Raw genomic sequence first — 13,766 nt, forward strand, 5'->3', positions numbered from 1 at the left:
CCTATTTTACCTGATCAGATGGGCATTCTCGGTTTAACGCGCCGTCAGAATCTCACGTCGACCGGTGGATTCAGGCTAAGGAAACCGACCGAATGACGAAAGCATCAACCCTGGGCCCGGGCTCTCTCAAACTGGGAGAAACCGCCACCCCGCGCGAATTCGCCACGCAGCTCACTAACGCGCTCCTGACCCCGACATTCGAGAAGGAGGACGACGTGGCCACCCTCGACGGCGGAAACCTGCCCGGGCTCGATACGGAAACCTGGGAGCTGTCGGGAACGCTCCTACAGGACTACGAAATGGACTCTCTAGAGGATTGGTGTTTCGATAACAAATCGCTCACCGTGCCATTCGTATTCACTCCCTCGAGCGCTGGCTATCGAAGCTATTCGGGTACCTGCAAGATCCGCGCTCTCCCGGTCGGCGGCGCAGTCAAGACCCGAAATACGGCAGACTTCACGTTTCCCGTCATCGGATCGCCAACACCGGGCGTCATCGTCTAATGCTGGAAGTCGAGGGGGGTCGGATGCTCCGCGCCACCCTCAAGCGGGCGGGCGTAGACCTAGGCGACCTCAAAGCCGTACACAAGCAGGCGGCGCAGATCGCCGCCTACGCCTCCGCCTCCCGCGCCCCGGTAGTGTCCGGCCTCCTGCGCCGCTCGATCCGCGCAGCGGGAACACGCACGGCGGGAATTATCCGCGCCGGGAACAATACCCGCGTGCCGTATGCCGGGGTAATCCACTGGGGATGGAAAGCGCGCGGCATCCCCGCAAATCCGTTTTTGACCAATGGCGCGCAATCCTCCGAATCAACGTGGATACGCGTTTACGAAACCTACGTCGATACGACAATCAACCAAATCCAAGGGAAATAATCGAATGTCCAAAATTACCCGCATTACCCAACACGACGGAACCATCATCGATGTTTCCTCGAATATTGCCGACTCCCTCGCGTTCGAGGGGGTACTCCGCAAAAATAAAGCCTGGGGTCCACTGGCCTCCAATACTCTCCGGTTCGTGATGTTTCAGGCCTGGCACGCAGCCAAGCGCACCGAGCAGACCACGCAGACGTGGGACGAATTCAGCAGCGGAGACACCGCCGCGCTCTCTGTTGACAACATCGACACCGACGACGACGACAACGACGACGACGACGACGACCTAGAGGTCGAGGGCGCGGGTTTCGACACCCCGACGGGAGCGCCCACGCTCTAATCTGCGCCCTGGCGCTGGCGACCAACACCACGCCAAGCGCCTGGGCGCACGAAACCCCCGAGAACATAGCCACGACAATTCACATGATCCAGAGCCGAGCGGAGTAAGAGACAATGGCTAAAACTGCCATCCTGGCCGTCAAGATCATTGCCGACGCAGATAACGCCGTCGCCGGGCTCGACCGCACCGCGAAATCCTCTAAGCGGATGGCGGACGGCATCAACAAAGCCGCACCCGTCGCCGCCGTCGCCCTCCTCGCCGTCGCGGCCGCCGCCGCCGAGGTCGGCCAAGCCGCCGCCATCGCTGAGCAGGCTTACGGCGGAGTTGACGCCGTTTTTGGGCAGTATTCCGACAGCATCCACAAGCTCGCCGCCTCCGCCGCAACAGACGTGAACCTGGCCGCCACGGATTACTCCACGATGGCCACCATCCTGGGCGCGCAGCTTAAGAACATGGGCGTACCCCTCGACACCGCCGTAAACCAAACCAAGGGTCTAATCACGGTCGGCGCCGACCTGGCGGCGCAATTCGGCGGGCCTACCTCCGACGCCGTAAGCGCGATTAGCTCACTCCTACGCGGGGAACGCGACCCGATCGAGCGTTACGGCATCAGCATGAACCAAGCCGCCGTGGACGCGCAGAAAGCCGCAATGGGCCTAACCGGCCTGACCGGGGAGGCGGAGAAAAACGCCAACCTACAGGCGACCCTGGCGCTTCTGACACTTCAAAGCGCCGACGCTACCGGCTCATTCGGGCGCGAGATTGACACCGCCACGAGCAGGCAGGAAAACGCTAACGCCGAATTCGCCAACGCCAAAGTCGCCCTAGGTGAGCAGCTCCTGCCCGTTATGACCCAGATGGCGGCGGCGGGCGCAGACAGGGCCCTCTGGATCGCTAACAACACCGAGCTAACGACCGTACTAGTCGTTACTTTTGCAGGCCTGGCGGCGGGAATTCTTGCTATCGCCGCTGCAATGAAAATCTACGCCGCCGTGCAAGCTATCCAGACGGTCGCCCAATGGGCAAGTAACGCCGCCTGGCTCGCCTCCCCGATTACTCTGGTCGTTCTGGCCATAGTCCTGGCCGTTGGCCTGGTCATCGCGATTATCGTTTTATGGGTTCAGAACTGGGAGTATCTGTCTGGCGTCATCGAGTCCGGCGCGGAGGCTATCGGGGCATGGTTTGCCAGCATCGGGGAATGGGCAGCCAATACATTCGGCCCGCTCATCGATTGGATCAAATCCGCCGTCGAATGGCTCGACCGTCTATTTAGTGGACAGTCGAAAACGGCCACCGCGCCCACCACCTTTTCTAGTACCGTTTTCACCGCCGACGCGCAGACCCAGCAAGCGCAGACAATGCAGCGCACCGCCTACACCACCACGGCCACGACCGCCGAAACCACCGCGACGCTAACCGCGACCCCCAACGCAGGCCGAACCGGGACCGGCAGCGGCGCGGATTCTCGCGCCGGGGACACGTACAACGTGACCGTAAACGGGGCACTCGACCCCGACGCCGTGGCCACGCAGATTCAGGGAATACTCGACCGTCGCCGCCGCCGTACGGGCTCCGTGGCCAGCGCTGGGGCGCTCCGATGACTCCCCGGCACCTGGCGACTGTGACCGTGGCAGGTGAGGCCATAGCGGGCGACTGGGACGGCTCCGGGCGGTTCGCGCTCGACGGGCTCCGCATCACCTGGGGCCGGTCCGACCTATACGACCAGCCCTCAAACACGACCGCCCGGGCCGTCATCATCGACCCTTCCGGGGCCTGGGCATCAAACCCCGACCTCTACGGCGAAACGCTCACGATCGACCGGCCCGCCGCCCGCGTTTTTCGAGGGACTATCGACAGTATCGAAATAGCCCAGCGCGCGATGTAGAGCCCCTTTCGCGCCGCCCGCGTTCTGGTCTGGGAAGTCACGCTAACTGCGACCTCGCCGACCGCTGACCTGGAAAAAATCATCCCAGCAGGCCCCGGACCCAATGCCTCCGGCAACCTACGCGCCGCCGCCATCCAACAATTCGGCGCGGACCTCTGGCCCGCCAACTACGACAACAACCGCATCGACGCGATGCGCGCCCCCGCCGCTGGCATCGTGGACTCAATAACTATGCCCGTATCCCAGAGCTATCTTATGTACCTGCGCACGATGGCCGAGAAACGTTCCGTCATGGACTATCTACGTGAATCGATGGCCGTAATCGCACTAGGTCATCCCAACTACGACGCCGCACAACACCGCATAGTCGCCGGATACCCTGCCCCTGAAACCGGCCTGAGCCTGATCGAGGATAGCGCCGGAATCATCCAGATTGATCCAAGCAACGGCCACGCCCTCGAATCGACGGAGATTTTCCTCAACGGGGCCGGATCGATCCGCTCCGAGCTGGCCGAGAATATCGCCAACGTGATTCTCTCCTACAGCATCACCACGAGCGGCCCGACGATTGAAGTGAACGGCACCACGCAAAATACCTCCGTAATCGGCATTTTTGACGTTGACGTAGACGTGGCCAACGTGGCCAGCAACGGCGGAAAAAACCGGCTGGAAGTCGTAAGCGGGACGCAGTTTGTTAGCGGCTCTGCGAGCTTCACAACCCCCGGCCTACTCGCTGGCGATAACGCCCGCCTAGTCGCGCAGATCAACGGGAAAACATCAACGCCCGCCGTGCGCTTCGACCTCGAACGGGTCGAGTATGGCGAACTGGTCGAGGACATACTCCTAAGCACTCGCGACCTAGCCGAACCCCTGTATCTGATCGGTTCGCCCTACGCAGCGTTACCCGCGTTCGGTCCGATGTTTCAACTTATCGGCGGAACTCTGGAATATAACCACGGATGGACACTCGACGCCACCCTCGCGCCGACCATCAATAATGCGGGCATGCTCACCGTCGCGCAGCTCTCCACCAGCACGACCGCCACCCTGGGCGACTTCTCCGAGTATCAACCTGGCCGACCTGGGCAACATCACGAATGGACTTAGCTAATGGGCACCACGACGCACGGCATCCGCTACCCCGACGGCACGACGAAAGCGGTCAAACTCGGAGAGGAACTCGCCACGATGGCGGGCGACCTCGATGCATACATCTACGAAAACGCCGTCGAGGGCCCCGTAGGCCTGACGGGAGCGCAAGGCCTAGCCGGGACCAACGCAAACCCCGCTGACACCGCCGTAGCGTCCTACATCAGCACGACCGGCACGAGCGAAACGCAGACCGCCGCCGACGCCCGCTATCTGACCCAGACAGAGGCCGAAAGCCGCTATTCCGCAGTTTCCGGGACCGTCACGTTATCTACCGGGGTTACGAGCGAATTTGTTTCGCTAACACGCACTGGAAATATTGTCAGTCTGTTTATCTCGAATGCGACCCGTTCGGCCGCTTGGAGTAATGCTGCCCAAGTCGCCTCCATCCCGGCAGGTTTTCGGCCCCCATTCGGCGCACCAGTGATGGTCCTAAATGGCTCTACCGGCGATGGAAGATCCGGTTCTGTAACTGGTTCAGGTGCGCTTCTGATATTCGGTGAAACGGGAGCCGGGTCATCGGGTCGCGTGTCCTGTAATGGCTCCTGGCCTGTCGTGTGATGACCCGCATCGATGAGGGACTAGGGGAAATATTGTGACTTATGTTCAGTACGTATTGCCGTATCTATCCGCCGACCTGGGCGACCCGTACGGCGCGACCGAGGGCCGCTCGAACCCGCACCTGGGCGCAGACGTAGCCCCCGATGGCGGCGGACCGTGCAAGGCCATCGCGGCGGGCATTCTGGTCTGGGATTGGTTTAGCCCTGGCCTGGGGCATGTCGCCGTGCTCGCTCACGCGGACGGCAAATTTAGCGGATACGCCCACCTGGCCGCCGAGTCTCCGTTCACGATTGGAACCGCCATCGAGCGCGGCGCAGCGTTCGCGACGATCGGCGACACCGGCAGTCTCTCCCGAGGTCGCCACCTTCACATCACGGTCGCGTCGAGTATGGCGGGCGCAGCGGGAGGGTTTGACGTGATCGACCCTATCGCCTGGATCAACGCGCATAGTTCCGCGCTGGCGCACGAAAACACTACTGGGGCCTTAGCGAATGCCCCGGTTCGCATCCCGACAATGAAGGACACCGACGATATGAAGATCAAAATTATTCAGCCCTATAACCTGCCCGACCGTGGCGTGATTGGGGACGTTGCCTATGCATTCCCTAATGAAGGTGAGCTTGCCCATTTTAAGAATGTCTGGCGCGGCACTATTGACAACATCGATGACGTTATGGTTGTCGGCGGTCCAAACATGTCCGAGGCCGTGCGCCGCGACGTTTTCAACCTTCTAATCCAGATCCACAAGTCGAACTAATGGACCTCGATAATATCCGGGCGGGGCCTGATGACTGACGGTTTAGAGGTTGCTCTGGTCGGTGCAGTAGTCGCGCCGTGTGTCTTATTCGTGTTGGCGTACCTGGGGCGCAAGCTAAGCCGCATCGAGTCGAGCGCGCAGAAAGACCGCGCCCGGCTCGAACGAATCGACCACAACTCCGCTGTGTCTCGCGACCAGCTCGCCAACACGCACGACACCAACCTCCGCGATGAGCAGGACGATCGCCACCAGGAGAACCGCGATCTGCTCACCCGGCTCGTCAAGACCACCGAACACCAGGCGACGGCCATGGGTGGTATGCGCGATACACTCCGCACCCTCGCCGACTCCGACAACCTCCACACCCGCCGTGCCCTCCTCACCGACGCGCGCATTGAACGCCTCGAATCGACCGCCCGCAAGAACGGCCACACACCGATAGGACTACTTCCATGACCACCACCAGACCCGCCACCCCGATCAGTCCCAAGGTGGTCGCCGCCGGCGTCACCGGCCTCGGCCTGACTGTCGTGGTCGCCTCCGTCACCGCACTTACCCCCGAGGCATTCGAGTTTCTTGGCGTGTGGGCTCCCGTCGCCTACGCGGCCGCCGTTGCCGTCGGCAGCACCCTAGCCGGGTGGCTCCGCTCCGACCCGCTGCGCTCGGGAACGGAGTTAGCCAAGCACGCCGCTTAGGCCGACGCAGCCATGACGGTGCGCCGCAGGTCGTCGTTAGATATCTGCACGTATCGTCGCGTCGTCGCGGGGGAGGCATGCCCGAGGAGCGTCTGGACGGTGAACACGTCGCGGTCGACCGTGTACGCCCTCGTGGCGAACCGGTGCCGCAACGTGTGCATCGTCCACTTGCCGGGCATGAGCTGGGTCACGATTTTACCGACCCAGCGTGGCGACAGATGGCCGTCGACCGCGCCCGGAAAGGCCCACCCGAGCGGGAGGTGGAGCAGGTCGAATGATACTCCGTCGGTCAGCGGCACGGTCCGATTCTTCAAACCCTTACCGTGCACGAGCAGCGACCAGCCGATCAGGTCTTCGACCAGGTCGTCGGAGTGCACCACGGCAACCTCGCCACGCCTCATTCCGATCTCCGCGCCAAGCCGCAGAATCAGACGATCGCGCTCTCCCGCGCGGAGCAGCGCCTCGTGGTAGACGCGATCGGGCGCGGGCCGCGGCGTCGGCTCGCCCGCCTTGACCCGGGGGAGGTCCAAGGCTGGGTTGACGGCGATGAGGCCGCGCCCGTGCGCCCAGCCGTAGAAGCTGCGAAACGTTGACCGGCGACCCCGGCGGGTCTCGCGCGCCCAGGTCTGCGCCCCGGTCCACTCCAGCAGCTGGTCGCCGTCCACCTGCCACGGCCCGCACTCGATGCGCCGGGCGAGGTGCTGGAGGTGCTGTCGGCGCGGCGCGTGCCGAGTGTGGTCTCCGGCGACCCGCCGGCACGTTGGTGGATCAGGTAGCGGTCGATCACCGAGAGCCAGTCATCGTTCAAAGTTCCTCGAGCATATTTCGGCGGTGGGTTCATGTGTTCTAGCTGATCAGACGCAGATCACGAAACGAACACGGTCCAAATCCTGTCGCGGCCGTGCTCAAAACAGCATGCCAGCGGATGCCTCCACCAGCGTCGACGCGTCCGTGAACTGGCACTCGTTGCAAAGGTGGTATGTCAATAGCTCGCCCTCCTGCGGCTTCCTGCAGAAGCACTTTCGCTGGTCACACTCGACCTCGCACAGACGCCCGAAGTAGGTGCCCCACGGGGCGTAGGGCGAGCCCTCTTCATCGCAGTATCGGGCATCATCGGTACGCATGCGCACGATCGTACCTGTCTTGACCTTGTCGCCGTACTGCCAACGGACGAGCTGACCGACCTCGAAGCGCTCGACCGGCGCGGTCAGGTCGACGCTTCCCTTTGGGACATTTGTCACCGGAATCGGGACATCTGTCACCTCGGATGAGACATTTTGGACATTTTCGACGCCGATTGAGACATTTTTCACCGTGGATCGGACATTCACGCGCGTACTGCCGATGCGCCCTCAGGAAGCAGTAGGTTGACGTGCTCGCCCTCGTGGCCGCGCTCCCTGAGGCACTGGATGTGTATGTCCCAGCCGTCCCTAGTCGCGCCGTGCTCCATCCGCAATTCCTGCCGGCACTGTGCACGTAGGAGAGCGTGGGATGCCTCATCGGCGCGCGCCCGCGCCGCACGGTAGGCAGTTCCCGCTACCGCGGCCTCGAGTTCCAGTTCCTCGAAGGTGCTCATGCTGCCAGCTCCCAGGCGCTCCGGGCTGCGGAACAGAAGGTTGGGGGTTCGAATCCCTTCGGGCGCACAGATAACCCCGCAATCATTGGGATTGTGGGGTTTTTTTGTTTCTCTCGAAATTTCACTCACCACTTGCATTCGCCACATTGGGTCTGAGAAGTCGGCTGAGAATTTTTGCGTTGTGCACAGTAATTCGGTCTTCCTTGCCGATGTAGGGCTTCTGTGTCGCTTTCCATACGCCTAGCACTTCGACGGCGTGACGGAGCTGGGCCGAGGCCGCAGCGAGACCCGTTTTCGCCTTCAGCCAGGTCGCGAGGGTGGCCCTAAAGGATTTCAGGGTGAGCCAGCCGAATCGCAAACCCCGACGAGCCTCCCGCAATGACCGAGCCAGATTGTGGGCGTTCACGAAGTTGCCCGTGCCCGTAGAGAATATGTATTCAGGATGACCGTTAAAAGTTGACTGACGGCGACGCTTGTCGAGAATGATTTAAGGCAGCGCGAGCATGCGCATTCCCCGCGGAAGTCTTTGCTCGTGGCTGGGAGAGGCCGAGGCTTTTTAGCTCGACGAGCGTGGCGCAAACCGCCACCGTACCCTGCGTCAACATCAACATCAACGTCAACGTCAACGTCGACGTCGGAGTGTCGAAGACCGAGGAGCACGTTGATGCGCACCCCCGTACCTCCGAGAATTTCGATGACGTCTGTCAGAATGAACGATGGGTCGCGCTGAGCGCCGCCCATGCCAGCGCGGGCGTCTCTCCACTTGGCGACATGTCGGCGCACTTCGTTAAAGTCTTCTGGCCTCTTTGATAGGTCCGCAGGCTCCTGAAGTAAATGTTAGTATCACCTGGGTTGAGACGTGGAGTCTCGCGCAAAACGCGATTGTCTGTCCATTGACGCTCGGACGAGTGAAATTGCGAGAAATTAGAGCGTGGGAGCGGCTGGATTGTGCAAACCCCGGTCGGCCAAATTGGGCGGACGGGAAGGTATAAGGGTGCGGGGCGTCGTTGGAAGGACCACTAGGGCTACTCCTTTTTGACGAATTAGCCCAGACTTTGACGAATTAACCCAGACGCTAGCCAATATGGCCCACGCGCCGTTAGACGATTACATTGGAATCGACTACTTTCTTGGCTTGATGCCCGACGACTTCGAAGTCAGTCGACACGCATGCGATCTCATCGATCGCGAGAGTTCTGAACCCAATTTGACGCATGCCGCCATTGTGCGAATCGCCGACTCGACAGGCGCACTGCAAATTGTGATGACAAATTTCGACATGCATCTCTTATCTGCGGCGGCGGCAGCTGACCGTGAGGTCTTGGAGACCTTGGCTGGTCCCACCCCACCCCACCCTTGGACAAGGAGTTCGCCGGAATTGTGCACTTGCACGGGTGCGTGACCGGCAGGGCAGCACAACTGGTGTTAACCGATAAAGATTTTGGTCGGGCATACCTCACGGGTGCCCGGGCCACCCGGTTTCTATTGCCAATATTTCAGAACTACACCTTTTTTATCTATCGAATACAGCCACAACGACCCAAACATGCGGTACCTCGCACTCAGCCTCCTGTCAAAGACGCCTGACTACGCGGTCGCAAGCACCAGTGACACCGATAACCAGAAATGAAATCAGAAGATATCGACTTATATGAGGCTTTCTTTCGAATGATTCTAAGAATCAATCTAGCCGGGCGTCTTGACATGATTTCTGGGGCGGGGATACCGTGAAGATAATTACCCACCAAAAGCATTAGCAGCGAGGATCCTAATTGTGAGTGCATCGGGAAAGACACAACAAGCGCCCTCGAACGTGAGCGCGCGGCCACAACGTGAAATGTGGTCCGGGCGGAGAGTGTTCATTCTCGCCGCCATCGGGTCCGCCGTGGGACTAGGCAATATCTGGCGCTTCCCCTACGTTGCCTACGAAAACGGCGGCGGGGCGTTCATTATCCCGTACTTGGTCGCCCTGCTCACTGCCGGAATACCGCTGCTTTTCCTCGATTATGCCATCGGGCACCGATTCCGTGGGTCACCTCCGCTGGCAATGCGAAGACTGCATCCCAAAGCCGAAGCCATTGGCTGGTGGCAAGTAGGAATCTGTTTCGTCATTGCCGTGTACTACGCGGTGATCATTGCCTGGGCAGGCATGTACTTCATATTCTCCTTCACCACCGCTTGGGGCGAGGACGCTGCGGGTTTCTTTACCGGCGAGTTCCTCCAGGTCAGTGATCAGGTGAACCTGGGCTTCGACTTCGTGCCCTCCGTACTCATTCCACTGATTCTCGTGTGGGGCGTGGTTATCGCCATCCTGGCTTTGGGAGTACAAAAAGGAATTGCCCGCTCCTCCATCGTTTTTATGCCGTTGCTCTTGATCATGTTCCTCATTCTGGTCGTCCAAGCGCTGTTCCTTGAGGGCGCCTGGACCGGACTGGACGCGTTCTTCACGCCGGACTGGACCCGGCTCGGTGACAGTTCTATCTGGGTTGCTGCCTATGGGCAGATCTTCTTCTCGCTGTCGGTGGCCTTCGGGATTATGATCACGTATGCCTCCTACCTGCGGCGAAAAACCGATCTGACCGGTTCTGGGTTCGTCGTCGGCTTCGCCAATTCCGGCTTCGAGTTGCTGGCCGGCATCGGGGTCTTCGCTGCCTTGGGATTCATGGCGGCATCGAGCGGGGTTGGTGTGGACGAAGTCGCTGTCAGCGGTATCGGTCTGGCATTCATTGCATTCCCGACGATCATTGCGCAGGCGCCGGCGGGTGTTCTGTTGGGAGTGCTGTTCTTCGGTTCGCTCGTGTTCGCCGGTCTAACGTCGCTGATCAGTATCGTCGAAGTTATCATTGCCGCCGTTCAGGACAAGTTAGGCTGGCGGCGGGTGAAGGCAGCGCTGATCGTCGGCATCCCTATTGCCCTGATATCGATCCTGCTATTTCCAACGACGACGGGCCTGAACCTGCTCGATGTGACCGATGCCTTTGTCAATAGCTTCGGAATTGTAGCCGTTGCACTGGTGGCCGTGGTGGCGATGTCCGCTGGGTTCGGCGCACTTCCCCGGCTGCGCGAACACATCAATGCAACGTCCTCGGTTAAGCTGGGCCGCAGTTGGCAGATTTTCATCGGCGGTGTCACTCCGGTGGTCCTGGGTTACATCTTGATCGACACCCTCACCACCAGGATCAGCGAGGGCTACGGCGGTTTGCCGGACTGGTTTGTCGGCGTCTTCGGCTGGGGCATGGTGATTGCCTTGGTACTGATCGCCTACCTGCTCTCGAAGATTCCGTGGAGCCTTCGATCTGCCGCTTATGAGAAAAATATCCATGAACCGATCCTGGACGCCGAACTCGATGCGAATAAATCCGCCACGAATAAGACCAAGGGTGGCCAAACTGGCCTACCCGAAACCGCCGCATCAGGATCCGCAGCAGGGGAAGGGAAGAACCCATGAGTACCTCCGCGATCGTCATGATGATCATCGCTCTGTTGGCCGTATGGGGAGGGCTGGGATTGGCCCTGCTCAATCTCAAGCGCAATCCAGAAGCCATCGACGACGAGGAAGCCGATGCCGTTTTGCACGACGGCGCATCCGTGTCGCCACTACGATAAATTCGTGACCCGCAAAGTGACGTTGATTTGCCCGCGGCTGAGTCGGTTCACCAGATCGGCTGTTCGCGGATAGTTCTTCAGCACGCCCCGCTACCCGGAGCGGGCGACCTTTGTATGAGCTTGAGAAAGCGGGCTCGCGCGACGACGGCCGCGAGGAACAGATTTTCTGAAAGCGACGAAAAGTTGGTGCGCGGATCCCTAAGCCACCTGTTCGCAATGCCACAAATTTGCGTTGTTCGGTGGCCGGGAGGGCGGTTCGACTGCGGCGTGCTTTGTCCCTCCGCCACGACAGGTTCCTGCTGGTGAGGTCCCCGTCGCGGAAGATACCGTTGCTCGTGTAGAAGATCACGGCAGCATGATGGTCCCAACGGGTATTCCACCGAACGAGAGTTCATCGGGGTATTCTGCGAAGACTTCAACCTTTGGGCGCAGTTTGCGCCGAGTTGAGATTCGTAGAGCAGGTAGATGTCGAGTTGAACGTAGTCGACCTCGATGTCGTCAAAGAGGTTTTGGGTAGCGGGACGGGTTGTTGACACCGTCGTGTCGGCACGCAGGTTGTGGTGGACGGCGCGACAGAAGCTGCGCCGGCGATATCACCGATGCTGGCCCAATCCCGTTGACCGTCCAGCGCGACATCGGCCAAAGTGCGCCACACTATCTCCACGGTCGTCATCGCATACTCGTAAAAATACGGAAGGCAGTATCGGTATTTATATGGACGAAGACAGTGGGTCTTGGATTCTCGATGTTGGCGGGAGCACTGCTCGAATCCCTTCGGGCGCACAGCTAAACCCCGTTCAACACGTGTCGGAGGGGGTTTTTTGTGTCTTTTATCGGCGGGGATAGAATCGGCAGCATGTCCCTGCCGCGCTTTCTGTTTGCCGACCAGCTCGGTCCCCACTACGACGACGGTGGGCCTATTGTGCTGGTCGAGGCGACTGCCGTGCTGGGGCGACGTACCTACCATCGGGCCAAAGCCCATCTCATTCTCAGCGCGCTTCGCCACCGCGCGCGTGAGCTGGGCGACCGCGTCGAGTTTCTGCGAGCTGAGCACTACCGGGACGTGCTCAAGGGCCGTGACCTCGAGGTGATCAACCCCACCTCATGGGGTGCACGCGCGCTGGTCACCGAACTGGGCGCATCCGTTCTGCCGAGTCGAGGCTTCGTGACGAGCGAACAGGACTTCGCCAATTGGGCCGATGGCCGGCCCGCATCCCGACTCGTGATGGAACAGTTCTACCGCCAGGTGCGCACGACCACCGGCATACTCATGCGTGGCCCTGAGCCGGAGGGTGGGCGTTTCAATTTCGATCACGACAATCGTCAGCCGCCCCCGAAACGTGCGGCCAGTCTCGGCCTGCCCGACCCGTGGGCCCCGGTCGAAGACGACATCGACGAGGAGGTGCGCCGAGACCTTGACCGCCTCGTCACCGAAGGCAGAGTGCACCTGATCGGAGCGGATGGCCCACGCCGATTTGCGGCCACCCGCGCGGAAGCGCTCGCGGCGCTGGATGATTTCATCGAAACGCGACTGCCGGACTTCGGGCCCTTCGAGGATGCCTCGCTGATCGGGGACAGCACGATGGCCCACTCGAGGTTGAGCGTTCCACTCAACCTCGGCCTTCTGCATCCGCAGGAAGTCATCGACGCGGTCGTCACGGCGTACCACTCCGGTCAGGTTCCGCTGCCGAGCGCCGAGGCCGTGGTACGCCAGGTCATGGGCTGGCGGGACTGGGTCTGGCACCTGTACTGGCACCTCGGCGAGAACTACATCGCGGAGAGCAACTTTCTCGGCGCCCATGAGCCGCTTCCGCCGGCGTTTCTGGAGTTGGACGGTGACGCCGTCGAAGCGCGGTGCCTGAGCCACGTGCTCGATGAGGTTTCCCGCACCGGGTATGCGCATCATATTCAGCGTCTCATGATTCTGGGCAACTGGTCATTGCAGCGGGGCTACGAGCCGTCAGCACTGTCGGATTGGTTCATCAATGCCTTCGTCGACGGAACACCGTGGGTCATGCCGGCCAATGTTGTCGGCATGTCGCAGCACGCCGACGGTGGCATTGTCGCGACGAAGCCCTACGCCGCCGGTGGCGCCTACATCTCGAAGATGACCGATTTCTGCGGGAGCTGTCGATTCAATCCGAAAATTCGGCTGGGGCCGGAGGCCTGCCCGTTCACGGCCGGATATTGGGCATTCCTGGATCGAGTGGAGCCGCGCATCCGCGGTAATCACCGCATGGCCCAGCCGCTCGCCGGCCTGCGGCGTCTGGTGGACCGCGACGAGGTTGTGGCTCAGGAGCGCACGCGCACGAACTGGTAG

17 protein-coding genes are annotated in these 13,766 nt (G+C 60.9%); 14 read left to right on the forward strand and 3 right to left on the reverse strand.

The genetic code is table 11. The annotated features are described in order from the left end of the window. Positions 1-92: 92 nt before the first annotated feature. The 10 genes from CXY71_RS06285 to CXY71_RS06330 all read left to right on the forward strand — a co-directional run bounded on the left by CXY71_RS06285 (position 93) and on the right by CXY71_RS06330 (position 6,264). A complete protein-coding gene (locus CXY71_RS06285; RefSeq protein WP_104134808.1) occupies positions 93-503 on the forward strand; it encodes a hypothetical protein in 411 nt (136 codons plus the stop codon). A 23-nt stretch (positions 504-526) separates the two neighbouring features. Then, positions 527-874, forward strand: a complete 348-nt coding sequence (locus tag CXY71_RS06290; RefSeq protein ID WP_199184228.1) for a hypothetical protein — start codon at positions 527-529, stop codon at positions 872-874. 4 nt (positions 875-878) lie between these two features. Beyond that, positions 879-1,217, forward strand: coding sequence for a hypothetical protein (locus CXY71_RS06295; RefSeq protein ID WP_104134810.1), 339 nt, complete (start codon positions 879-881; stop codon positions 1,215-1,217). Positions 1,218-1,330: 113 nt separating this feature from the next. Further along, positions 1,331-2,818: a hypothetical protein gene (locus tag CXY71_RS06300; protein WP_104134811.1), complete on the forward strand. Its 1,488-nt coding sequence runs from the start codon at positions 1,331-1,333 to the stop codon at positions 2,816-2,818. Further along, entirely contained in the window at positions 2,815-3,102 is a 288-nt protein-coding gene (locus CXY71_RS06305) for a hypothetical protein (RefSeq protein WP_146072756.1), read from the forward strand. The genes CXY71_RS06300 and CXY71_RS06305 overlap by 4 nt, the downstream gene beginning before the upstream one ends. Positions 3,103-3,333: 231 nt before the next feature. Continuing rightward, entirely contained in the window at positions 3,334-4,209 is an 876-nt protein-coding gene (locus CXY71_RS06310) for a hypothetical protein (protein WP_146072757.1), read from the forward strand. A gap of 3 nt (positions 4,210-4,212) precedes the next feature. Beyond that, entirely contained in the window at positions 4,213-4,812 is a 600-nt protein-coding gene (locus CXY71_RS06315; protein ID WP_104134814.1) for a hypothetical protein, read from the forward strand. Between the two features lie 34 nt (positions 4,813-4,846). Then, entirely contained in the window at positions 4,847-5,569 is a 723-nt protein-coding gene (locus CXY71_RS06320) for a M23 family metallopeptidase (protein WP_158253000.1), read from the forward strand. Positions 5,570-5,599: 30 nt separating this feature from the next. Beyond that, a complete protein-coding gene (locus CXY71_RS06325; protein ID WP_104134816.1) occupies positions 5,600-6,025 on the forward strand; it encodes a DUF2746 domain-containing protein in 426 nt (141 codons plus the stop codon). Continuing rightward, a complete protein-coding gene (locus CXY71_RS06330; RefSeq protein WP_104134817.1) occupies positions 6,022-6,264 on the forward strand; it encodes a hypothetical protein in 243 nt (80 codons plus the stop codon). Before CXY71_RS06325 ends, CXY71_RS06330 begins: the two co-directional genes overlap by 4 nt. Here CXY71_RS06330 and CXY71_RS06335 read toward each other — a convergent pair. From CXY71_RS06335 to CXY71_RS06345, 3 genes are all read right to left on the reverse strand, one after another. Continuing rightward, on the reverse strand, positions 6,261-6,929 hold the full coding sequence (locus CXY71_RS06335; RefSeq protein WP_199184229.1) for a tyrosine-type recombinase/integrase: 669 nt from the start codon (positions 6,927-6,929) through the stop codon (positions 6,261-6,263). The genes CXY71_RS06330 and CXY71_RS06335 overlap by 4 nt on opposite strands. A gap of 240 nt (positions 6,930-7,169) precedes the next feature. Continuing rightward, positions 7,170-7,505 (reverse strand): hypothetical protein, encoded by a 336-nt coding sequence (locus tag CXY71_RS06340; protein ID WP_146072758.1) that lies wholly within the window; start codon positions 7,503-7,505, stop codon positions 7,170-7,172. A gap of 86 nt (positions 7,506-7,591) precedes the next feature. Further along, positions 7,592-7,840, reverse strand: a complete 249-nt coding sequence (locus CXY71_RS06345) for a hypothetical protein (protein WP_104134819.1) — start codon at positions 7,838-7,840, stop codon at positions 7,592-7,594. 570 nt (positions 7,841-8,410) lie between these two features. Between CXY71_RS06345 and CXY71_RS06355 the strand changes: the two genes are divergently transcribed. The 4 genes from CXY71_RS06355 (at position 8,411) to CXY71_RS06370 (ending at position 13,766) form a co-directional block, all read left to right on the forward strand. Then, positions 8,411-8,650 carry a hypothetical protein gene (locus CXY71_RS06355; RefSeq protein ID WP_104134821.1) on the forward strand — a complete coding sequence of 80 codons (240 nt, stop codon included), beginning with the start codon at positions 8,411-8,413 and terminating at the stop codon, positions 8,648-8,650. A 1,027-nt stretch (positions 8,651-9,677) separates the two neighbouring features. Then, a complete protein-coding gene (locus CXY71_RS06360) occupies positions 9,678-11,288 on the forward strand; it encodes a sodium-dependent transporter (protein WP_104134822.1) in 1,611 nt (536 codons plus the stop codon). Continuing rightward, positions 11,285-11,446 (forward strand): methionine/alanine import family NSS transporter small subunit, encoded by a 162-nt coding sequence (locus CXY71_RS06365; RefSeq protein ID WP_104134823.1) that lies wholly within the window; start codon positions 11,285-11,287, stop codon positions 11,444-11,446. Before CXY71_RS06360 ends, CXY71_RS06365 begins: the two co-directional genes overlap by 4 nt. A gap of 856 nt (positions 11,447-12,302) precedes the next feature. Continuing rightward, complete coding sequence (locus CXY71_RS06370) at positions 12,303-13,766, forward strand: cryptochrome/photolyase family protein (protein WP_104134824.1); 1,464 nt, start codon at positions 12,303-12,305, stop codon at positions 13,764-13,766.

Source organism: Cryobacterium sp. Y62 (assembly GCF_002929785.1).
Taxonomy (GTDB): domain Bacteria; phylum Actinomycetota; class Actinomycetes; order Actinomycetales; family Microbacteriaceae; genus Cryobacterium.